Below are 22,409 nucleotides of genomic sequence, written 5' to 3' on the forward strand. Positions count from 1 at the left end.
CGGACAGCTACCCGCAAGACCTGATACAATGCGGGCCATTCCAGTAACACTTTTCAGGCCTGCAGTTTGCTAAATAAAGATCGATCCCGCCAAGTTTTAGAAATATCTTTACCCATCGTCGGCGGCATGGTCTCACAAAATATTTTAAACCTGGTTGATGCCGCTATGGTCGGTACTCAAGGTAGCGCAGCTATTGCGGCTATTGGTATTGCTGGGTTTATTAACTTTATGGCGGTGGCATTTTTCACTGGCTTCGCCGCTGGCGTGCAGGCCATGGTTTCACGCCGCATTGGTCAAGGCCGAAGTTCTGAAGCAGCCTACCCTATGAATGCTGCTCTCGCCATCATCACACTATTAGCGCTTCCTACTAGCATTGTATTATTCTTTTTAGCACCGAAGATTCTTCATTTATTAAACGATGATCCTGAACTTTTAAAGGAAGGAATTCCCTACCTGCAAGCCCGTTTCGTCGGTATTGTCGCGGTGGGTTTGAACTTCAGTTACCGCAGTTACTGGAGCGCCATTAATCAAACCCAATATTATTTGCGCACTCTTTTGATCATGCACACGATCAATATCATCCTGAACTACGCCCTTATTTTTGGTCACTTTGGAATGCCGGAGCTAGGAACGCTTGGCGCAGGGATAGGCACAACGATTTCTGTGGCTTTAGGTACTTTGTATTACCACTTCTTAGCGCATAAACACACTAAGAATCATGGTTACCTATCGCAACTAGCCAAGTGGCCTACAGTCCGCAGTATTCTCAAGATTTCTATACCCTCTGCTTTACAGCAGTTGTTCTTTGCCGGTGGCTTTACCGCTTTGTTCTGGATTGTAGGAACCGTGGGTACTCATCAGCTTGCAGCGGTCAACGCCATCACAAGCGTCATGCTAGTCGCTATTCTTCCTTGCATCGCATTAGGTATTGGCGCCGCCACATTGGTTGGGCAGTCTCTAGGACGAGAAGATCCTCACAACGCTTACTTATGGGGATGGGATGTGGTCAAAATGGCTATTATTTTTGCCATTGGGCTCGGCGCCATCTTCTTTATCTTTACCGATCCGATCATGAGCATCTTCCTCAAAGAACCAGAAGCGTTAGCCTATGCTCATTGGCCTTTTAAATTATCCGCCTTAATCATCGTGATTGATGCTGTTGGTTTGGTCTTTCTCAACGCGCTCAATGGCGCCGGCTCGACCAAATCCACGCTATACGTCTCGATATTGACCCAGTGGGTACTGTTCTTACCCGTAGCCTGGTATTTAGGGCCTTATCTTGGCAAAAGCCTAACCATCATTTGGCTCGCGTATCTGCTTTATCGTATCGTCCAGTCGGGCGCTTTCGTGTGGCTTTGGCAGCGCCGCAACTGGAGCCGCATTCAGGTCGACTAGCTAGTCTTCCGGTTGTTTGGTTTTTATTGTTCCAGCTAAAGCGATGACTAATAACAATGGTAAATACCAAGCATATTGCCCTGGCGCCAGAGGCGAGATAGAAAAACTCGAACCGAGCAATAAACATTGTGCGCCGTAGGGCAACACACCCTGAATCGAGCAAGCACCGATATCGACCAGACTTGCGCTTTGCTTAGGGATAATTTTATTCTTTCGCGCTAATTCATGAGTAACATCGCCAGTCAGCACAATACTTACCGTATTATTAGCAATGGCTAAGTTGGTTACCGCAGTGGTGCTTAGTAAGGCTAATTTTGCTCGAAGCTGAGATTTCGCCACGCCAAATAAACCGCTAATCTTTTGTACTAACCAAGCTAGGCCGCCTTGCGCTTTAATTAATCCGCCAAGACCACCGACTAGCATCGACAGTAGAAAAATCTCCTGCATACTACTAAAACCTTGATACATGGTTACCGCAACGCCTGAATCACCCGTAAAGCTTCCACCGACGAGGCCAGTCACAATAGCGACCACAATACCAATGGTCAAAATAACGAAGACGTTCCAACCGATTAACGCCAAACCTAATATAAAGGCGTAAGGAATTAAGTTGTACCACTGGTACTCCTTTATCTCGACTGCTTCGCCACCGCCTGCAAATATGCTGTAAAGAATAACCGTGATTACTGCCGCCGGTATGGCCCATCGTGCATTCTGCTTTAGTTTATCGCTAGCAGTAGCGCCTTGTGTTCTTATCGCAGCAATGGTGGTATCGGAAATCACCGACAAGTTGTCGCCGAACATGGCGCCACTTAAAAGAATACCCGCCACTAACGCTGGCGAAACCTGCAAGCTTTCGGTTAAGCCCACACCAATCGGCGCCAGAGCCGCCAGAGTGCCCATCGAGGTCCCCATAGAAAAAGACACAATCGAAGCGATTAAAAAGAGTCCTGGCAAAATAAAGGAGGCAGGGATGAGATCTAGGCATAAATTAACCACCGCAGCGACGGCACCGATTTGTGTCGTCAGCGCACCAAAAGCTCCGGCGAGCAGGTAGATCAGACACATAGCGATAATATTCTTATCACCCATGCCTGCAATCAAATGTCCGATACTTTTTTCTAGTGAATCTTTGGCTAACAGGATCGAAAGGGCTATCGCTGGTAAAACTGCAATAGGCGCTGGCAACTGATAAAACGCCTGCTCGACGCCATCTAAGGTGTAATAAATGCCGGTGCCTAAAAAGAGCACAAAAAACACCAACATTGGGATCAATGGAATATAACTCGGTGTAACAGAAGTTGCCTGACTAAGGTGGCTCTCGCGAATGGCTGGATTGGCGCTCGCTTTATCTGTGGGAGTTAGAGTCTCTTCTGTCATACCGTACCTGCATTTTGTCGCTACTAGAATTAAAGTGCTGGCTTGGGGATGCGGACAGAAAAGAATAGTGGAAACTCTCTTTAGCAGTATTTACTCTTTTTCTAGAGTGCGCCCGCAATCGGAACAAATCAGCGCGAAGGAGCAACTATAACCAAGTCGCTCCTTTTATTCAACAAATAGATGTTTAGCCGTCTATACCAGACTGTCTACTTAAGAATACTTGAGCCTGGTTCATCTTTGGCTAAGCGAAGAAAGTAATAGTCATACTTATAATCTTTCTCGAAACCATAGTCTCGATAAATTGTGTGCAAGCGATGATTTTCTTTGCGCGTCGTCACTTCAACACGAATCGCGTTAGTCGCTTCACAAAGCATTTTAGCGGCGTCCAACAAACCTTTCGCTGTTTCGCGTCGATTTTCACCACCGAAGATAAAAAAGTCGTTTAAAGTCCAAATTTGCGCTAAACCGATACTCGAATAAGACGGGTATAACTGAATAAACCCTGTTAGCTCACCTTCATCGAACGATAAGAATATTTTTGATTTTTCTTCTTCAATCAAAGGTTTAAGGAAGTTTCGAACTTGCTCTGGCTGTGAGCTTTGGCGATAAAATTGGCGATACTTATCAAAAGCTGGCACTAACAACTCTAAATCATCAATAGTACAGGCTCTAATATCCAATGTGAGATCCTTAGTATATGGTCAAAATATGTTCAGTAAGAATTCAGTTTACTCTGTATATAGTAACTGATAACGCAATGAGTAAGGCAAACCTTAGCTTAACAGCTTATCAGAATAAAAGGCCTCACTCGTAACCGTATTATAGTGTTTTTCGAGGAGTTAGCCATGAATAAAGTAGTCATTTCCCTAATTAGCGCGAGCCTCCTATTAGGCTTCTCGCAGCTATCCGAAGCTAAGGAACATAAAGGCCCAAGCGCTGATCGTGGCTCTAGTTATAATTCGAGTAGCGCTCGTGATCGTGGTGTTTCGCGCGACCGAGGGCATCGCAGAGCAGAACATCGAGCAGACAGCCACAGAGATAAAAGCAAGCATCGCTACCGTGGAGACAGAGAGCGTCGTCGTCATGCCGACAATAGCCGTCGCCATAGAGATGATCATTATCGCGATAACCGTCGTCACTACTCGAACGACCGTTATAGAAACCATCACCGCCCACGTTATAAGCACCGTCATTACAGACATTATCACCCAAGAACGTACCCAGCGAATGTGTACTACTTAGGTCAAGACTGGTACTACTATGGCGGTTATTACCACCCGTTCCCAAGACACCATATCCATACAAGGTATTGTCACCACCGTTATTGGGAGCCACTGGCAGTAGGCATTATTCTCGGCTCGGTCATCGGTTGGTAGCAAAGACATAACACTTAGTTTTCTGGCCTTGGGTATTTTTGGAATCAGCTCCCCCAAACATACCCCAGATCCAAAAAACGCTCTCCCTACTTTAGCGTTCACCCAAGGCCACCCTTTTCTCCTTCTATAAACAAACCAGCATAAAAAAAGCCGCATAACGCGGCTTTTTAATTGTTAGTGGTTGATTAGAGCGACATGCCAATTGGCGAGCCTGGTGGTATTTGCAATGGTTTCACATAGTCTACCTTAAACTCACCCGCTTGGTACTTATCGACCAGCGACTTTAACCACAAGTAACGCAGTGGGTTACGTTTCGCTTGAGTCACTAACCAACCTTCCAGCTTACCAATTTCGCTATGCATATGAGCACGAACCTCTGGCGACGCCTGTGGGTTAGAAGCTGCAATCAGAATGTGCTTAACCGTTAAGTAATCCACGCGCTGTTGAATTAAGGCTTCTAGGCCTTTTTTCTCGGTGCTACGAAGCGTGGCGACTAATAGTTCGTTAAGCATATTCTCTAGACCTACTTGCTCAGGATCCTGCGCTTTCTGCTGTAGCAATCGGGCCATACGATCTGGGTTAAGCAATAGCTTTAGAGTGTGCTGAGCCGCCACATCCGCCATCGCAACTGGATCGAGGCTTGAACCAACCTGGCTTGGGAAGCTTTCACGATTTTTATAATAGCCGTAGGCTTTGGGTGGGATCAGCTTCAAAATATGCTCTGGCAACTTCAACTGCTCGACCTGTAGTGTCGATAGCAACATCTCTAGCGCAGCTTTTTGTTGCTCTTTAGACACAGCGCTTACGGGGCGATAGCTATCGCCTTTAACGCTGTATTCAAAATTAACACCACCGATTAACTTAACCGCGCCTTCGACCTGATAGCGATGGAATAAATAAAGCGGTACCAGAGTTTCGGCCAACTCTGAGTATGGCTGACCATCTTTTAGGTTGGCATGACCAAAGTTTTGCAAAGCCTGCTGGCGCACTTGAAGCACACGGCTCAGCTCTTGGGCGGCATCTGCGCCATTATCCCAAAGGTGGGCCGCAGGATGCGAACCGCCTTGCGGGCGAGCATCTGCGTCGGAAATAAACTGTAAGCCTTTGGCGCTGGTATCGCGCACAATATCGCGCAAGGCTTTGTCTTCCTCTTCAGCTTCAAACTCCGCATAGCCATAGCGCACAGCTTCAATATCCCAACGCCCAATCCCCTCAGCATAAGCATTCTCTAAAGAGATTTTGCCATTGTTCAGGGTCACATATGGGTGCGGATAATCCATCACCGAAGCACGATTATTAACGCTCGCGGCAAAGTTATGAGCAATCCCCAGAGTGTGGCCTACTTCGTGTGCGGAAAGCTGTCGGATTCGTGCTAGCGCCATATCCAAAGCTTTCTGCTGCTTTTCGTCGTTAGTCGCGGCACCAGTCAAAGCATTAGCAATCAACAAATCCTGACGCACACGCAACGAGCCTAGCGTCACGTGACCTTTGATAATTTCACCAGTGCGCGGATCGGCCAAGGCCAAACCATAAGACCAGCCTCGTGTCGCTCGGTGAACCCACTGAATAACATTGTAACGAACATCAAGCGGATCGGCGTCTTCAGGCAGGACTTTCACCTCATAAGCACCTTCTAGACCTACAGCGTCAAAGGCTTGGCCCCACCATTTCGCGCCTTCAAGCAGCGCCGTTTTAATCGGCTCTGGCGCACCTGGGTCTAGATAATAAACAATCGGCTCGATATTGCCCTCTTCATCGCGCGTTAGGCGGTGACGGTAGATCAGCTTCTTATTAATATTCTCAGTGATAGGAGACGCATAATCCGCATAAGTTAAATCAAAATACCCGCTTTTGGGGTGGAATTTGCGAGGTTTATAACCATCGTCTGGTAACGCCACGAACTGAACTTGTTGCTGTACCGTGATTTCGCTTGGCGAAGGTACGACTTGGCGCACAAATTGACCAGGATTAGAGCCCTTAAAGGTCAGAATCGATTGGAATACGGTGTTTTTCGGGAAGTTCTTGCTACTTGCAGTAACCAATGCTGAACGCGAAGCATCGACGCTGTATGAGCCTTGCTTGGTCGCCTGTAAACGCTGACTGATGCCATGTAAGTCTTTGGTTAAAAAGCCTGTCATATCAATCAGATGACGCTTACCTGAGCGCGCTTCAACCTTAAAGCCATAAAGCACTGAACTGGCGAAAGCCTGCTCCACGGACGAACGCTCGGCTTGATTATCAGTATCGGCGCGGTAACGTGTATTTAATTGTTTAAGAAAAATTTTATCGCCGTATTTCTCAAACTGAACTAAACGACTTTCGCCTAACTGGCCACGATCTAAGCCAATATCATTAGAGCCAATGCCGTAGGGTAAGCCTGTGTACATAATAAAAGGCTTCTCAAATTCATCCACTTCTAACCAAATCTTGCCTTGGCTGTTGCTCACTTGATATGGAATAAAACCATTAACACGTTTCGATTGATTTCGAATTTCCGACCAGCTAGCTGCATTGACGCTGACGCTGGCAATACAAACTAACGCGATAACAATAGACTGAATAAAACGTCGCATGAACGATTCCCTATACCTTTATTAGCTTTAATTATTGATCACAGCCCGATTAAAAGGCTCTGTTAAAAAACAAACTATTCGCCATCAGGCGAGAAGCCCCTAGCCAATAGCCCCGAAACACTGGATTGTCGTTAAACACTACGATACTGCCACGTTCTACGCGCTGAGCCAATACAGCAGGTGTGTTTTTTATGCGCTCAACGTTTTCTTTTGAGGAATAGCCCGCAGCCAACGGAGAATCCGTGTAGCTTGCAACCGTCAGAAAATCCTGCGCTGCAGGCTTTAAGACCTGAGTACCGGCCTTGGTGAAAGCAATAGTGTCATTAGTAAGACCATAAGCTAACGGATGGCTATTGTCCAAGTGTGCCTGATAAATTGCGCCACCGATAATGCCTTTAGCGATCACATCATCACGATGGCTAAATTGGTGTCCTTCTGGTTTTGGCTCTTCTGGAACAGAAATCTCGAAGCTTACTAACTGATTTCGGATAGCCCACTCGACAGCACCGCGGGTCACAATCAGGTTACCCCCTTCCATGATCCACTCGGTCAAGGCTCGGTGCTCCTCAGGGTTAAGATCCGCATAATAACCATTAACCATAATTAAGTGGCTATAACGGTCGATGGTATTGTAATCAATATAGTTCGCATTTTGCATCGACAGCGGGATTTCAAGGCGCGTATCCAGTAGATGCCAAACTTCGCCAGCTTCGTAAGAGGATGACTCGCCACCAATCACTAACAATGGTCGTGGCATGTTAACTGGGCGAACACTCGGACTGCCTAAATCAATGCCTTTTAAGGCTAAACCAGTATCGACGCCATACACATCAACGCCTGCATCAAGGAAGGACTCCTTGATTAGCGCTACACTTTCGCGCTTGACCTGAGCGTCGCCCGGTAGCTGAATCACTAGCGAACCAGCTGTAAAGTCTACTTGCTCGCCATTAACCGTAAGCGAAAAAGGCTTAGTGCTGACTTTAGGGTTCAGCTGATGCTTTAGCTTTTCTTTCAAGAGACGCGTCAAGCCTTTAGCAGCATTGAAGTTATTCCAAGGCACGACAACAGCCACAGGGCTTTCACCACCAAACCACTGCCCTTGCGAGGCAAACGAGACCGGCTTGGCTTTTACGTCAGATAAATCGCCCGAGTCCAAGTGCGTGAAAGACATATTAAATGCTAACGGCAATGTCCACGCAGAAACGTCATAAAAAGTGTTGTCTTTAAACTTTGTGCGCGTTTCAAACATGGCTTTAATCAAGCCATACTGAGTTTGCTTAAAGTCGACCACGAACGATGACTCCGCTGGGTACTCAGTCCCGTCAAACTTAATGCTTTTGGTGACTTGCTTAACCTCAACCTGGTGACTCTGTAATATTCTCAACAGCTCTTGCAGTCGACCTTTATCGGTTGAGCTAAAGATTACGCCTTTAACAGAATCCTTTTTTGCCGCTTTTTCTCGTCCGGCGAAAAAGTTACGCTGATATTTTTGCAGTTTGTCTTTTAAGTGTAGCGAGGCTTTTAAGGTCGAAAATGACGTTGCTACTTGGTTACGAATAGCGAACGGGAAACTTAAGTCTCCATTAACCGATTCTTGCAAGTGCCCTCTTGAGCTCGCTTGCTCGAATAAAATACCAACGCCACCGTTAATATCGGGGAAGGTTGAGCCTTTGCCGTAATAAAAGTCATCAAAGCCTTCCTTGCTGTAATACGGCGAGCCTAAACTATCCAAAGCTTCTGCATGAAACTCGGCGATGTCCGCAGTTAAATCAAAGTTCTCTTGAGAGGTAAGAGGGTTCTGACGGCTCGGCACGCCCGGCTGGAAAAAGTAGGTCGAGTTAGTGCTCATTTCGTGAAAATCGCCCACTATGTGCGGTCGCCACTGATAAAAGTGCTCGATACGCGCTTGGCTTTCTGGATGCTGTAGCAACAACCAGTCACGGTTTAGATCAAACCAATAATGGTTCGTACGTCCACGAGGCCAATCTTCATTATGCTCAATCGAAGCAGGATCGCTTACTAGCTGTTTGCCCTTATAGCTGTTTACCCAGTGAGCAAAACGCGCCAAGCCATCAGGGTTTAACATTGGATCAATCATAACTATTGTATTTTCCAGCAACTCTTCGACCCAGGGCTCTTTAGAAGCTGCTAGGCGATAAGCCACTAACAAGGCCGCATTAGCGCCACTCGCTTCGTTGCCGTGAACCGAGTAACCGAGCCATACTAAATTTGGCCCACTGTACTTATCTGGATTTTGGCGAGACGCTTTAATCTGTTCAAGGCGAGCAATATTCTCGGGCGAGGATATGTAAGCAGTGATTAAAGGACGATTTTCATGAGTACGTCCAATCTCTTTTAAGGCAACTTTTTCAGACAAATGCGCCAACGATTGGAAGTAAGCCTCCGACTGCTCAGGGCGCACATGCCAAGTGCCCACTTGGTGCCCTAAAATGTCTTTTGGCGTTAAGACATCATCGGAATAGTCTATCGACTGGTTGAAGTAATACTCTAATGTCGGCTCTTGAGCCTTTGAAGTTGGTGAGAGTGCTGCGCAAGTTATTAATATAATTGAAAATAGTGTAATTTTTATGGAGTGTATCATTATCTTTAGATTTTGGTCGTTTTCCTTATTCTAACGGTTGCAATTTAAGCTGCAAGCCCTCAGATCCTTTTAATAGCATCGCTTCGGAATATCATAGTTTTAGCTAAAAGCTATGGCTTTATAGTAAGCGGTACAGTCTTTCAGAACGAGCGCTGCAGACTGTGCATTTCGAAGTCGATTAGGTGTATAATGGTTTCATTAAAAGCAAAATGGTTTAGTTGTATATGATTAATGTTTCAGAAGCAGCACAAGAACACTTCCGTCGCTTACTTGCTGGGCAAGAAGACGCAGATACGGGTATTCGTGTCTTTGTCGTAAACCCAGGTACAGCGCATGCAGAATGTGGTGTTTCTTACTGCCCACCTGACGCGGTGGAAGAGAATGATACAGAGTTAAAATTTGATGGCTTCTCAGCGTTTATCGATGAAGAAAGCGCTCCTTATTTAGAAGAAGCCGAAATCGATTACCAAAAAGAAGCAACTGGTGGTCAGTTAACGCTAAAAGCACCAAACGCCAAAGCGCGTAAAGTGGCTGACGATGCGCCTGCGGTGGATCGTATTCGTTACTACCTAGAAGCTGAAATTAACCCAGAGCTCGCCAATCATGGCGGTCAGGTAACTTTAACTGAGTTTACCGATGACGGCATCGTTGTCCTACAGTTTGGCGGCGGTTGCCAAGGTTGTGGTATGGCTGACGTTACCCTAAAAGAAGGTATCGAAAAAACCTTAAAAGAGCGTATTCCTGAAGTTAAAGGCGTAAAAGACGTCACGGAACACGCCGCTGGTGAGAATCCGTATTATTGACTTTAGCTTGCTGAGTTAAAAAAGGCGCTTTTCAGCGCCTTTTTTATTGTATTAAATGTTTATGTAGTAGCTTTACGATATCTATTGCTTCGTCGTCGCTAACGAGGAATGATAAATGCTGATCGCTTGAGGTTTGACTCAGTAGCAACCACTGCTCCGGTAGCTCTGCGTCAATTTGCAATAAATGCCAAAGCGCTTGGCTCGATGGGCAGCCGACCAAGGTAATAATGGCGCTGTGGGACAATAATACGCTTCGGCACATTTCTGCTAGTTTGACAGACAAATCGTTTAAGATATGTTTGTCGTGAACACTGTTGCTGGTTTCAACTGCGATAACTAACGATTCTTTTGTCGAAGCCAATAGCTCACAACCAAGCGCCATTTCATTAAAGATTGCGAATACTTTTTGCAAGGTCTTTGGCTGTTGCCCGCGACGCCCTAACAATAAAGTCATGACTGGAACCTGCTGTTTTATGGCAATCGCTTTGACCCAACGTGAATTTTGCTCCTCACCGTTAATTAAGGTTCCAGTTTCTAGAGGCTGATGAGTATTCTTGATTTCAATGGGGATATGGTAGGGCATCACCGTGCTCAAACAGCGCGGATGCAACACCTTAGCTCCAGCTTCTGCCATCTCGAAGGCTTGGGCATAACTGACTTGCTCCAGCTTTTTTGCATCAGCTATCTTATTGGGATCGGTGGTAAACATACCCGCAACATCAGTCCAAACCTCTAGCTTTTTCGCTTCGAGCAACGCGGCTAAGTAAGAGGCTGAAGTATCCGAGCCTTCTCGCCCAAGAAGCACTGTTTCACCCGAATCGTTGCTTGCGATAAAGCCTTGAGTTAACACCACATCAAAGTTTTGTGACCACTGCTCGGATAGCTCAAGGTCGGGACGAGGATGACACACTGCATTTAAATACCGATCGTTTATGTTGCTGTGTGCTTCTACTTCCGAGATAAACAAGTCACGGGCATCTAACCACTTCGTCTTCTTATTATCATCTGCTAACTGTTGTTCGAGGAAAGCAGCGCCAAGTGCTGACGATAAAAGTTCGCCATGAGCAACCACCTTTGCGCGCAACGCCGAACTCAACCCACCCTTTTCAACAATTTCCGATGCTGAATCGGTCAACGACTCTAGCCAAGGTGCTAAAAGAGAGGATTCGAGCTTTAACTGCTCCGCCATAGCTTGGTGATACTCTACTAACTCATCGAGTAGTTCATGATGGGCGTTGCTAGCAGCCAGTTGAGCCAGCTTTTCAAGACGGTTTGTCACATTCTTAAAAGCCGAATGTACCACGGCGACCTTCAAGCCTTGCTGCAACTTAGAGCGGATAATCTCAACGATATTATTCCAATCGTCACGACTGGAAACGCTGGAGCCACCGAACTTTAAGACGACCCATGAAGGGCTTTGTGAATCTTTAGTCATAGTCAAATATTCTTCTTAGTAGATAAAGTTACGACTTCAAAATGAATTTATTACCGCAATATGGGCAGTGCCCCTGGTTGTCCTTTATAGGAATATACACTCGTGGGTGCTGACTCCATAAAGTAACGTCGGGCATGGGGCAACTTAAAGGCAAGTCATCGGAAGTAATCTCGATAACCTGATGCTGTTCTTTCTGCTCGGAACCTTTTTCGGTGGCGTCTTTATTTACACTAGCGTTATCCACGGTTGCTCCCTAAATTTCGTTTAAAATCATTGTACCTTGGCGTTTTTAAAAGTCGAATTCCATAGCTCCAAAACTTGCTCTCTTTCAAAGCGTAACTCACTCGTTGCGATTAGCTGTGGCTGACTTTGGAGTACATTCCGGTTGGCGATATCACGGAAAGTTCGATAATTATCTATCAGCTGGTCACGCACATCTTGCGAGATAAAGCCATGTTTCGCTAACAACTGTAGCCAGTCGACATTATTAAAAGGAAGCTGTGTCTTAGGATCAGTATCCATGATTTGCTGTGAGTGCTTTAGCGCCCAATATTGCACTAAAAACTCAATATCCACTAAGCCACCCTTGCCTTGCTTTATATCCCACAGCTTTGAATCCGTTTTATCAAGATTGGCGCGCATTTTTTGGCGCATAGACACAACATCTTCGGCCAGCTCTGAGTTTTGCGTTTGTGGAGATTCAGGCTTAGCCAATATCTGGGCTCTTAAATCCATGTATTCGCCTGTTAGCGGTTCATCGCCTGCAATTGGTCGCGCGCGAACCAAAGCCTGATGCTCCCAGGTCCAAGCTTCGTTATGTTGATACTTCTTAAAAGCTTCAATATGACTCACTAACATGCCAGCACGCCCAGAAGGCCTCAAGCGAGTATCGACTTCATACATGATGCCCTGCTGCGTGCGGGTTCCTAAATAATGCACCAAACGCTGCGCCACGCGTGTGTAAAACTGATGCAGCTCCAATGATTTTTGGCCAGAATGATCACGCCCAGACGTTTCCGACTGAGGATCACCTTGATATAAAAACACCAAATCTAAATCAGAGCCATAACCCAGCTCATCGCCACCTAACTTACCATAACCAAGCACTAAAAAGCCCGAAGCAAGCGTTTCGTTACAGTTAGGTGGTGCGCCATATTTAGCTACGGTTTCACGCCATGCATACTGCAATAAATATTCGACGATAACTTCCGCCAGGTCGGTTAGTTGCTGTGACACGGCACTTATATCAAAGCGCTCGGTTAGATCGCCCGCAGCTATTTTAAACTGGCTAGATTGTTTAAAACCGCCTAATGCAACTAATTGGCCTTCCAAGTCCTCAACTTCAACTCGAATTAATGATTGACGAAGCTGGTTAGCGAGATCACTTTTACTCAACTGCTTACCAAAGTTGCTCGGAAACAATAGTTCATCGAGCAACGAGGGATAAATAGATACCTGTTTTGCGAGCCACCTAGAGCGCCCGACTAGTTGTACTAAAAACTCTAACACCGGCAAGTTTTCAGCCAGCATTTCAAAATAAGCGGTGCGTCGCCCAATCCCCTGCAACAACTCAACACAGCGCTGCAAAGTAGTTTCCGGCTCAGGCTGACGGCAAGCTTCTAAAAGCAAATGCGGTAACAGTTGGTCTAACCGATTAAGGCCGCGACTGCCTATCTTGCGCTCGGAAAATTCCGCACGAAACTGTTGTAATAGCTCAATCATCGCCAGAGTAAGCGGTAACTTATCCTGTAGCGCTTGTTGGTTGGACTCTTCTAACCGCCCTTCTATCCAGCGCTTCGCTTGCTCATAGTCTTGATCGAGTTTGCCTTCTTCATGCGGATCATGGAATAAGCCCTTAAAGAAAGTATCCACATAGTTTTGATGCGCCTTTAGGGTGTCAGTTAGCGCTTGCCAACTGCTTACCCCCATCATGCCCACAATTTGCCACTGTTCAAGGCTATCAATCGGCAACTGCTGTGTTTGTTCTTCGTTTCGAATTTGTAGCGCATTTTCGAGCTTACGCAAGAACTCATAAGCTTTTTGTAGGGGTTCAATTTCTTCCGCGGGTATGAAATTCTGAGCTTCTAGTGTTTGCAGGCTGTGCCACCAGTTTTTAGTTTGTAATACAGGATGTCGCCCACCGCCAATCAGCTGTAGCGACTGCACAATAAACTCAAGCTCACGAATCCCCCCTTCACCCAGCTTAATATTGCCCGCGCTATCCTTGCGTAACAATTCGCTGGCGATCTTTTGCTTGAGCTGTCGTATCGACTCCAAAACGCTAAAATCAATATATCGGCGATAGCTGAAAGGGCGAATAATATCTTCTAAATCAGACGCTTGAGTATCATTACCACCTAGTACGCGCGCTTTGATCATGGCGAAACGCTCCCACTCACGTCCCTGCTCCACATAATAGTCCTGTAGCGCATTATAATTCGTCACCAAGGCGCCACTTTGCCCATAAGGACGCAGCCGCATATCCACCCGATAGACAAACCCATCAGGCGTAATATCACCCAGTAAACTGATGAGCTTTTGCCCTAAACGGGTAAAAAACTTCTGATTTTCAATGGCTTTTGGCTCACGATCGGTTTCACCCTCCTCTGGAAAAGTGAAAATCAGATCGATATCTGAAGAAAAGTTCAGTTCTCTGCCACCCAGTTTTCCCATGGCTAAGATGAGAAGTTGTTGTTTATCGCCTTTAGCGCACATAGGAACGCCATACTTTTGATGGCAATGGTGCTCGGCCCAACGATAGGCAGCTAGAATTAGGATGTCTGCTAGCGTCGACTGGAAAAAGGTGATGGCCTTAATGTCCTGTCTTTGGCAAATATCTTCAACCGCAATCAGCAACGACCAATAATGTCGCTCTAATCGAAGCTTTTGCTTAATATCAAACTCGGTCAGGCTGGCATCTAACTTACCACTTAAATCATTCAGCCCCTCTTCGATAGACTGACCATTTAGAGCGTCGAGTAGCCATTGTGGCTTTTTTATTGCCCATCGATAAACGTAGTCGCTCGAAGCGAGTACTAACTTAGCTGCAGCTTCTAGCTCTTCGTTACTGTAACTATCTGATTGCTCGAGCTCCCGACACCACTCGCTGTAGCGCCTTTTAGCAAGATCTTGTAACGCTTCTGGTAGTGTAAAGTCAGTTCTCATGGAGTTTTGGGGTGCCATTAATTAAGGTGTTTTTGATCTTACGACAATACTTGGAAGGGCCCAACAAATCAATTTCAATTCTCCAAGCAACAAACTGTAAGTTATTGATTATGCGATGATTACAGTTGTTTACAAAGTAAAAGTAGTTTAAATTAAGCGTCATTGCTAGGATTATAGAGTTATTAAAAGAAAGGAGCCTTTCCAAATGGGTACTATTATTACTTTGGCTGTGATAGCCGCATTGGTGCTGTTTTTAGTCGGCATTTATAACAAGCTAGTCACACTTCGTAATCGATTTAAAAATGCATTTGCGCAAATTGATGTTCAATTAAACCGTCGTTATGACCTAATTCCGAACCTCGTTGAAACCGCTAAAGGTTACATGAAGCATGAAAAAGAAACCCTAGAAGCGGTTATCAGCGCTCGAAATGGTGCTGTTTCAGCGAACCAAGCGGCGGCAGCGAACCCTGATGATCCTGATGCTATTAAGCACTTGAATCAAGCAGAAGGCCAATTAACCGGTGCCTTGGGTCGTTTATTCGCGCTGTCTGAAGCATATCCGGATTTAAAAGCTAATCAAACGATGGAACAGCTGATGGAAGAGCTTAGCACCACCGAAAACAAAATTGCTTTCGCACGTCAGGCCTATAATGATGCAGTAATGGAGTACAACACCTATCGCGAGCAAGTACCGAATAACTTTATCGCCAACCCATTCGGCTTCAAAGAAGCAGAGTTGTTTGAGGTTGAAGACGAACAAGTTCGCGAGGCCGTTAAAGTATCGTTCGATTAATCATCAAAACGATCTAACGTTTAAGTATGGACTTTTTTGAACACCAAGCAGCAGCTCGGCGCAAAACCAAGCTGCTGGTTTTTTACTTCCTCTGCGCCGTTATTCTTATCGTTACGGCTCTCAATCTTGCACTCTGGGGATTATTCAATCTCAGCGGTGGTTTTAGTAATAACGCACAATCCATCAGCCTCGCACAGTGGTTTAAGGAAAGCTGGTTCTTTTACATTACCATTGGTTCGATTGCTCTAATCCTACTTGGCAGTTTGTACCGCTGGCTCAGTTTGGCTGATGGCGGAAAAGCCGTCGCCCGAATGGTCAATGCTCGCGAAGTCTTACCTGACACCAACGATCTGCTAGAAAGACGCCTTCTCAACGTCGTCGAGGAAATGTCCATCGCCTCAGGAACCTCAGTTCCTACGGTTTACGTCATGGATCAAGAAAATGCCATCAATGCATTTGTGGCGGGGATTGAAAGCGCCGACACGGTAATGGTTGTCACTCGCGGGGCGCTAGAACAACTTTCTAGGCAGGAGTTACAAGGCGTTGTGGCGCACGAATTCAGCCACATTTTCAACGCTGATATGAAGATTAACGTCCGTCTAATTAGTATTTTGGCCGGTATTTTAATGCTCGGTCAAGCCGGTTACTTCATGATGCGCGCCTTTCGCTATGGTGGTTCAACGCGCAGCAACAAAGACAGCGGTGGTATTGTCGTTGCCATTGTGATGATTGGTATTTCCGTCTACGCCATTGGCTCTATTGGGCTCTTCTTTGGTCGCTTAATCAAAGCCGCCATATCGCGTCAACGTGAATACTTGGCAGATGCCTCAGCGATTCAATATGCACGCGATAACGAAGGGCTAGCTGGAGCCTTTATAAAAATACAACGCCAAAGTTCGTTATTAAATAACTCCCACGCAGAAGAAACCAGCCACATGTGTATCGCCGAGCCAATAAAGCTCAGCCTTAACAGCCTTGCCACCCACCCGCCAATTGAAAAGCGGTTATCTGCTATTATGCCTGGTTGGAGAAGTTTTAAAGAGCAGAAAGATCAAGAGGCTGAACGCGAAGCTCGCCGTTCAGTCCAAGAAGCGATACGCGAAGAAGCTCGCCAGCAGTCGCAAACACAACAGAAAGGCTTTGACATTGGTGGACTGGCTGATACCGTCGGCAAACCCACAACCATGCACATGCACGCCGCAGGTGCGTTACTACTCGCGCTGCCTGAAGTTATCACACAAGCCGCTCATGGCCATCACTCTAACAGTCACGCCATGCACTTGGTATTTGCTCTATTATTGAGCGACCATGGTCAAGTCGAAGAAGCCTCGCTGCAAGCCATAGAAAAGGTTTACGGTGCACAAAGTAGCGAACGCATTCTAGAGCTTGCTAGCCACATCACCAAAGATCAGCGCCAGCTCCGTCTGGCGATTTTAGATCTTGCGATACCGAGCCTAAGACGTCTTTCTAATGAAGAGCGTAAACAATTTTTCGGCTTATTGCGCCAGCTCATCCACCAAGACAATCACGTCAGCCAGTTCGAGTATGTGCTCTACTGCCTAATCCACAAGCACCTTATTGGTAATGGTGATCAGAGCAATAAATCAATAACGCGATTCAATAAAGTGGAAAAAGAGCTGCAATCTTTATTATCCGCGGTAATCCATGCCAGCGGCCAAGACCAAGCCACTAAAGAGAAGGTTTTCAAACAAGTCTTTTCCGGCTTCAGTTCAAATGAACTGACCTTACTAGCCGAAAATTTTGATGCAGAGCAGTTCCACCAAGCACTCAAAACCCTACGCCGCCTATCACCCATGCTTAAAAAGCCATTACTAAATGGTTTGGAAGAAGCGATAGAACAAGATGGCGTGGTAAAATATCAAGAAATTGAATTACTTAGAGCAATCGCCGAGTGTCTCGACTGCCCTATTCCACCGATTATTGAAAATTCTCAAAAAGAAGTCTTGGCTTCAGTTCAAAAGTAGACTTTCTTAAAGTATCAATAGCTGCATAAAGTTTCTCTATGCAGCTACTTTATTAACGCTAACTCAATTCCAGTAAGGATTTTTGGATAGAGCCTCTTCGCGCATTTCTTGCAGAACGATCAAGGTCTCAGCTTCGATTTCGGCAATTAACGGATCTTCTACACCTTTGTCTTTTAGGGTTTTGTCGAGATATGCCAGTTGTTCAAGTAGTTGAATGTTAGCGACGATGTCGGCCCAACTTTGTCGATACTCACGACGTGCACGGTCATCAAATAAACAGCCGAAAAAGAGTCCGATATCCAAGGTTCGAGACATCTTTGGCAAATAATTGATGTAGTCTTTGCTGGTGAGAGATACCTTGTCAGAAAGGTGGCGCTTTAAGTCACGCAATAAATGTTGCAATTGCTTTCTAGCGTATGGAAATACTTCTTTTTTCTGAATTTTCTCTAGATTTGACTCACCGATAGCTTCGCGCCATTTTTTTAAATACAGCCAGCGCGAAAATCGTAGTAATTTCAAGTTGTACGACGGTGTCTGTAGATATTCGACAAATTCTTGGTGCTCTGCGGCAAATTCTTGTTCTAGACGAGACTCTTCTGGGGTCAACTCTGAATATTGGAAGCCATAAAGTTTACTGTTTTTTAACCAATTAATTTCGTCAGCTAGAGCATTTATTTTCGTCAGTTTTTTGGTGATTTCGCGCCAGTCTCGACGCAGATCAAGCAGGCTATGACGCGGAATAACCGCAGCAAACACCGAATACATGGTTTGCATGAACATTAACGCCCGATTTAACTGCAATACTGCTTCGACGCTAGGTTCTCGTTTGATTTTTTTTATGTAATATTGCCAGTGACCTAAACCTTTATGCGCAACACTTTCGAAGGCAGCTTCTGCTGAGGTTTTGGAAGTAAGATTTACCAGATTGAGTCGCTTGGTATACTCCGGCGCGTTATGGCATAGACGATACCCCCGCTCGGCTTTACTTTCGCTATCAAGCGCTAACTCGAATCGCTCGATAAGTTCGTTGCCTAAATCAAAAAGTACGCTAGCATCGCCATCTTTTAACTCAAGCTCAACTTCACATAACTCAAGCTTTTCAGCGACCCTATCATCGCCGATGCAGTTGATTTGCCCTTGATCTAAAGCAACCTCAACTTCAGCCCCTTGATAATCGATAGTGACTTGATCGCGCGTAAAGTTGGTCGCAAATATCGGTGCTAGGGGGCCATCTTCTTCTTCCGCCTCTTCGAGCAGAATCATCAGGTATGGCTCGTCCACCAGCTCAAGCTGCAGTTTATTCTCAGCAATATCACTTTCAGATTCATTTCGTTGATACAAACCACCAACCACACGTCCAGCGGATTTTACAGACTGGATATAACGGTCACCATCTTTACGGATGCGAAGGCCGATGTCTGTCTCTCTCAGACGATGGTTTTTAGTGTCGTAGTAGATATTGTGGAGCTGCTTCTGTTCCCACTCTATTGCGGCTGTGTTGTCCTTGGAAGCTCCAACTTCGACTAACCATTGCTTAACTTTTTGAATCTTATCAGTGCTTGCAGACAGCTTTAATTCTACTTCAATCGACATTTTTATTGCGCTTTGATAGCAAACTCATGGCCTAAGTTTACAGCGCGAACCCCCTCTTGCCAAATTCCTATTCTAAGTGTGTATTTTTCGAACAAACAGTCGGCCTGAAATCCTTCGACTCTTCGTTTACTTTATCAGCAAAACCTATACAGACTGCTAAGAATAATACTACTTCCTGAACCTTATTCTTTAGGATTGTCGTCTTAAACCATGGAGTGCTTATTTTTTAAACACAATGTTCAAGGTAATTGTAGCCAGCAAATAGCAACTTAACTATAATGTGGCATCAATTTTCATTAATTTTAAACCTTTCTGGGGTAGATATGGCCAATTCGATACTTGATATGTTTGCGTCATCACCGATTCGCCCGATGCAGGATCATATGAGCAAGGTGCACCAAGCAGCCAAGCAATTGATCCCGTTTTTCGAAGCAGCTTTAGCTAAAGACTGGCAAGAAGCCGAAAAGATTAAAGATGACATTCGTCAATTGGAAAACGATGCGGATGATTTAAAACACGGTCTTAGAATGCAATTGCCAAAGGGCTTGTTCTTGCCTGTTGCTAGAACTGACTTATTATCGCTTCTCAGCAAACAGGACAAAATCGCCAATATTGCCCGCGATATTTCGGGTCTTGTATTCGCAAGGAAAATGGAGTTCCCAGAAAACATACACAGCGACCTACTTGGCTTGGTTAAACGCTCTGTTGATGCCTCTAAGCAAGCATTCAAAGCAATTAATGAGCTAGATGAGTTACTCGCTACTGGATTCCGCGGCCGTGAAGCCGATCTGGTGGAAGAGCTCGTTGAGCAACTCGACGTTATTGAGAATGACACAGACGAACTGCAAAGAGCCCTTCTGTTCAAGATTTTCGAGCAGGAAGAAGAGCTCCCACCAGTTGCTGTTATGTTTATGTATAAAGTGATTCGTCAAGTCGGAGACCTTGCAGATAGCGCTCAAAGCGTTGGCTCTCGCTTCGAAATGACAGTCGCTCGCTAAAAGACAAATCAAGTTCAGTAGGGGGAACTTTTGGATTTTATATTACAAAACTCAGATACCATTATCTGGATCGCCGTGGCCTTTGGCTTCCTTATGGCCTTCGGGATCGGAGCCAACGACGTTGCCAATGCCATGGGAACGTCTGTTGGCGCAAAAGCATTAACTCTAAAACAAGCAATCATTGTTGCTGCAATTTTTGAGTTTGCAGGAGCTTACTTAGCAGGTGGCGAAGTCACAAAAACCATCCGCAAAGGCATGATTGACCCCAGTTACTTTTCGGGGCAACCGGAACTCTTAATTTTCGGTATGATGGCCGCTTTGTTAGCCGCAGGCATCTGGTTATTGATTGCGTCCCGTCTCGGCTGGCCAGTTTCTACCACTCACTCGATCGTTGGTGCAATTATCGGTTTCGCGGCGGTTGGCGTCAGTTTTGATGCTGTGAGCTGGGGTAAAGTTGGCTCTATCGTTGGTAGCTGGGTCGTTACGCCTTTGTTAGCAGGTGTTATTTCCTTCCTCATCGTGCTCAGCGTTCAAAAACTCATCCTTAATACTGAAGATCCTTTCCAAAGAGCCAAGCGCTACGTTCCTTTTTATATGTTTTTAGCGGGCTTTATTATCGCTCTAGTGACCATCATGAAAGGTCTGAAGCATATTCTTAAGGAGCAAAGTATCGTCTTATCGACTGCGGAAATGTACTTTATCGCCGCAGGTGTAGGCCTGATTATTGCTATTATTGGTGCTATTTTTATTAGTCGCATCAAGGTAGATAAGCAAGAAAACAAAGAGTATCACTTCGCTAGCGTTGAAAAAGTGTTTGCTGTTTTAATGATTGTTACCGCTTGCGGCATGGCCTTTGCTCACGGTTCTAACGATGTGGCAAACGCCATTGGTCCTTTGGCTGCTATTGTTAGCGTTATCCAAAGTGGCGGTGAAATTGGCGCAAGCGCAACCGTAGACCCTCGAATCTTACTAGTTGGTGCCATTGGTATCGTGATTGGTTTGATCGTCTTAGGTAGCCGTGTAATGGCAACTATCGGCCAAAAAATCACTCACCTAACGCCAAGCCGTGGCTTTGCTGCCGAGTTAGCAGCAGCCTCAACGGTCATCATCGCTAGTGGTATCGGCCTACCGATTTCTACTACTCAAACCCTTGTTGGTGCGGTATTAGGTGTGGGTATGGCTCGCGGTATCGCTGCCTTGAACTTAGGCGTAGTTAGGAACATTTTCGTGTCTTGGGTAGTGACACTGCCTGCAGGCGCGATTCTGTCGGTTATTTTCTTCTACATCTTTAAGGCCATCTTCTCATAAGCTGAGCCGATGTAGTTTTAATAACCTAGCAGAAATCTCTAAGGTGGTTAGCTTGTCTGACCACCTTTTTTTATGTCTTGGATTTGCCTAGTTAGCATGCCAACTCTTTTAGTAAAAAACCTTTTTTATCAACATCTTGGGACCGGTAAAACCCGCCATATATGAATCCGACATTGCAGCTCCAAGATGCTCTACAGCGCTTGTAACACGGTCGTTTCGGGGGATTCCCTAATACTCTTTACGCGCTCTTCGTAGCTATAAACTGCGAGTTTTTATGGTGATCGCGATTTTGCGTTATCTAGAAAAGTTCTGAAACGCGAATTTACAGGTTGCCTGGGTAGAAAAACCTACTTATACTCCCCCCTTGAACCGTTTAATCTGACCAGGATTGATATGTTACGTATCCTGACTTTATGGGCAATATTCTTCACTTCTGCGTTATCAGTTGAACTGGTGAATGCCGCGGATGAAGGCACTTCTGAAAGCCCTCAAGCATCGACCAATTTTTATATCTCTGACGATATTGGCGTTGTCCTGCGTAGCGGGCCGACCAATCGTTATCGAGTAACAGGCAAAATAGCGGCCGGCACACCCATCACGATATTAGAGCGTGATGCTGCTAATAAAAGCAGTAAAGTCCAAGTCGCAAATGGTGACACCGGTTGGATTCAATCCGACTACATCACCGATCAGCCCACTGTACGCGCTAAATACCAACTGCTGTTAGAAGAGAACAATAAACTCAAGCAGCAGGTAGATGAGCTCGCGCAGGACGTCGCTGATAAAGCCAATATTATTCAACTTAATAACAATTTACAGCAGCAAGTCTCAGAGCTCGAAAATGAGCGCAACATATTAAGTCAGCAAGCGTCTTTGCAGAAAGACCGTTTTCATAAAGACGTGTTTTATGCTGGTGCTTTAGTATTGCTGTTCGGCATGTTTTTAAGTTGGGTGTTGTCAAGATTTAGTCAAAAGAAGCGCCAACGATCCGGCTGGCGTTAAG

General features: G+C 45.6%; 16 protein-coding genes. 8 read left to right on the forward strand and 8 right to left on the reverse strand.

Annotated elements, in window-relative coordinates; all coding sequences use genetic code 11:
- Positions 1-66: 66 nt before the first annotated feature.
- Positions 67-1,395, forward strand: coding sequence for an MATE family efflux transporter (locus DL796_RS01660; protein WP_110199347.1), 1,329 nt, complete (start codon positions 67-69; stop codon positions 1,393-1,395).
- Here the strand turns inward: DL796_RS01660 and DL796_RS01665 are convergent, their stop codons facing one another.
- Together DL796_RS01665 and DL796_RS01670 are read right to left on the reverse strand one after the other, a co-directional pair.
- Positions 1,396-2,775, reverse strand: coding sequence for a Na+/H+ antiporter NhaC family protein (locus tag DL796_RS01665; RefSeq protein WP_110199349.1), 1,380 nt, complete (start codon positions 2,773-2,775; stop codon positions 1,396-1,398).
- 206 nt (positions 2,776-2,981) lie between these two features.
- A complete protein-coding gene (locus tag DL796_RS01670) occupies positions 2,982-3,455 on the reverse strand; it encodes a GNAT family N-acetyltransferase (RefSeq protein WP_110199351.1) in 474 nt (157 codons plus the stop codon).
- Positions 3,456-3,620: 165 nt separating this feature from the next.
- On the opposite strand from DL796_RS01670, the gene DL796_RS01675 reads away from it, so the two are divergent.
- On the forward strand, positions 3,621-4,151 hold the full coding sequence (locus DL796_RS01675) for a hypothetical protein (protein WP_110199353.1): 531 nt from the start codon (positions 3,621-3,623) through the stop codon (positions 4,149-4,151).
- Between the two features lie 185 nt (positions 4,152-4,336).
- Here DL796_RS01675 and DL796_RS01680 read toward each other — a convergent pair whose 3' ends face one another.
- Together DL796_RS01680 and DL796_RS01685 are read right to left on the reverse strand one after the other, a co-directional pair.
- Positions 4,337-6,724, reverse strand: a complete 2,388-nt coding sequence (locus DL796_RS01680) for a zinc-dependent metalloprotease (protein ID WP_110199355.1) — start codon at positions 6,722-6,724, stop codon at positions 4,337-4,339.
- Between the two features lie 49 nt (positions 6,725-6,773).
- The gene (locus DL796_RS01685; RefSeq protein WP_110199357.1) at positions 6,774-9,326 is read right to left on the reverse strand and encodes a M14 family metallopeptidase; all 2,553 of its coding nucleotides are present in this window, start codon (positions 9,324-9,326) and stop codon (positions 6,774-6,776) included.
- A gap of 224 nt (positions 9,327-9,550) precedes the next feature.
- Here DL796_RS01685 and nfuA point away from each other — a divergent pair, with 224 nt between their 5' ends.
- Positions 9,551-10,129 carry a Fe-S biogenesis protein NfuA gene (nfuA, locus tag DL796_RS01690; RefSeq protein ID WP_110199359.1) on the forward strand — a complete coding sequence of 193 codons (579 nt, stop codon included), beginning with the start codon at positions 9,551-9,553 and terminating at the stop codon, positions 10,127-10,129.
- 43 nt (positions 10,130-10,172) lie between these two features.
- On the opposite strand, the gene DL796_RS01695 is transcribed toward nfuA, so the two are convergent.
- The 3 genes from DL796_RS01695 to glnE are packed head-to-tail and all read right to left on the reverse strand — an operon-like array spanning position 10,173 to position 14,729.
- Complete coding sequence (locus tag DL796_RS01695) at positions 10,173-11,564, reverse strand: aspartate kinase (protein ID WP_110199361.1); 1,392 nt, start codon at positions 11,562-11,564, stop codon at positions 10,173-10,175.
- Positions 11,565-11,592: 28 nt separating this feature from the next.
- On the reverse strand, positions 11,593-11,808 hold the full coding sequence (locus tag DL796_RS11685) for a zinc-finger domain-containing protein (protein ID WP_227592929.1): 216 nt from the start codon (positions 11,806-11,808) through the stop codon (positions 11,593-11,595).
- Between the two features lie 26 nt (positions 11,809-11,834).
- Positions 11,835-14,729, reverse strand: a complete 2,895-nt coding sequence (gene glnE, locus DL796_RS01705; protein ID WP_110199363.1) for a bifunctional [glutamate--ammonia ligase]-adenylyl-L-tyrosine phosphorylase/[glutamate--ammonia-ligase] adenylyltransferase — start codon at positions 14,727-14,729, stop codon at positions 11,835-11,837.
- 205 nt (positions 14,730-14,934) lie between these two features.
- Here glnE and DL796_RS01710 point away from each other — a divergent pair, with 205 nt between their 5' ends.
- Together DL796_RS01710 and DL796_RS01715 are read left to right on the forward strand one after the other, a co-directional pair.
- Positions 14,935-15,522 carry a LemA family protein gene (locus DL796_RS01710; protein ID WP_110199365.1) on the forward strand — a complete coding sequence of 196 codons (588 nt, stop codon included), beginning with the start codon at positions 14,935-14,937 and terminating at the stop codon, positions 15,520-15,522.
- 26 nt (positions 15,523-15,548) lie between these two features.
- A complete protein-coding gene (locus DL796_RS01715; protein WP_110199367.1) occupies positions 15,549-17,507 on the forward strand; it encodes a M48 family metallopeptidase in 1,959 nt (652 codons plus the stop codon).
- A 63-nt stretch (positions 17,508-17,570) separates the two neighbouring features.
- Here DL796_RS01715 and DL796_RS01720 read toward each other — a convergent pair whose 3' ends face one another.
- A complete protein-coding gene (locus DL796_RS01720; protein WP_110199369.1) occupies positions 17,571-19,100 on the reverse strand; it encodes a CYTH and CHAD domain-containing protein in 1,530 nt (509 codons plus the stop codon).
- Between the two features lie 323 nt (positions 19,101-19,423).
- On the opposite strand from DL796_RS01720, the gene DL796_RS01725 reads away from it, so the two are divergent.
- From DL796_RS01725 to DL796_RS01735, 3 genes are all read left to right on the forward strand, one after another.
- On the forward strand, positions 19,424-20,098 hold the full coding sequence (locus DL796_RS01725; RefSeq protein ID WP_110200687.1) for a TIGR00153 family protein: 675 nt from the start codon (positions 19,424-19,426) through the stop codon (positions 20,096-20,098).
- Between the two features lie 30 nt (positions 20,099-20,128).
- Positions 20,129-21,406 (forward strand): inorganic phosphate transporter, encoded by a 1,278-nt coding sequence (locus tag DL796_RS01730; RefSeq protein ID WP_110199371.1) that lies wholly within the window; start codon positions 20,129-20,131, stop codon positions 21,404-21,406.
- Between the two features lie 393 nt (positions 21,407-21,799).
- Positions 21,800-22,408, forward strand: coding sequence for a TIGR04211 family SH3 domain-containing protein (locus DL796_RS01735; protein ID WP_110199373.1), 609 nt, complete (start codon positions 21,800-21,802; stop codon positions 22,406-22,408).
- The last annotated feature ends 1 nt before the right edge of the window (position 22,409 follow it).

The organism is Kangiella spongicola, assembly GCF_003194565.2.
Taxonomy (GTDB): domain Bacteria; phylum Pseudomonadota; class Gammaproteobacteria; order Enterobacterales; family Kangiellaceae; genus Kangiella; species Kangiella spongicola.

Coding starts and splice junctions, on each gene's coding strand:
- DL796_RS01665 (WP_110199349.1), bottom strand. CDS start 2,775: ATGACAGAAGAGACTCTAACTCCCACAGATAAAGCGAGCGCCAATCCA.
- DL796_RS01675 (WP_110199353.1), top strand. CDS start 3,621: ATGAATAAAGTAGTCATTTCCCTAATTAGCGCGAGCCTCCTATTAGGC.
- DL796_RS01680 (WP_110199355.1), bottom strand. CDS start 6,724: ATGCGACGTTTTATTCAGTCTATTGTTATCGCGTTAGTTTGTATTGCC.
- DL796_RS01685 (WP_110199357.1), bottom strand. CDS start 9,326: ATGATACACTCCATAAAAATTACACTATTTTCAATTATATTAATAACT.
- nfuA (WP_110199359.1), top strand. CDS start 9,551: ATGATTAATGTTTCAGAAGCAGCACAAGAACACTTCCGTCGCTTACTT.
- DL796_RS01695 (WP_110199361.1), bottom strand. CDS start 11,564: ATGACTAAAGATTCACAAAGCCCTTCATGGGTCGTCTTAAAGTTCGGT.
- glnE (WP_110199363.1), bottom strand. CDS start 14,729: ATGAGAACTGACTTTACACTACCAGAAGCGTTACAAGATCTTGCTAAA.
- DL796_RS01710 (WP_110199365.1), top strand. CDS start 14,935: ATGGGTACTATTATTACTTTGGCTGTGATAGCCGCATTGGTGCTGTTT.
- DL796_RS01715 (WP_110199367.1), top strand. CDS start 15,549: ATGGACTTTTTTGAACACCAAGCAGCAGCTCGGCGCAAAACCAAGCTG.
- DL796_RS01720 (WP_110199369.1), bottom strand. CDS start 19,100: ATGTCGATTGAAGTAGAATTAAAGCTGTCTGCAAGCACTGATAAGATT.
- DL796_RS01725 (WP_110200687.1), top strand. CDS start 19,424: ATGGCCAATTCGATACTTGATATGTTTGCGTCATCACCGATTCGCCCG.
- DL796_RS01735 (WP_110199373.1), top strand. CDS start 21,800: ATGTTACGTATCCTGACTTTATGGGCAATATTCTTCACTTCTGCGTTA.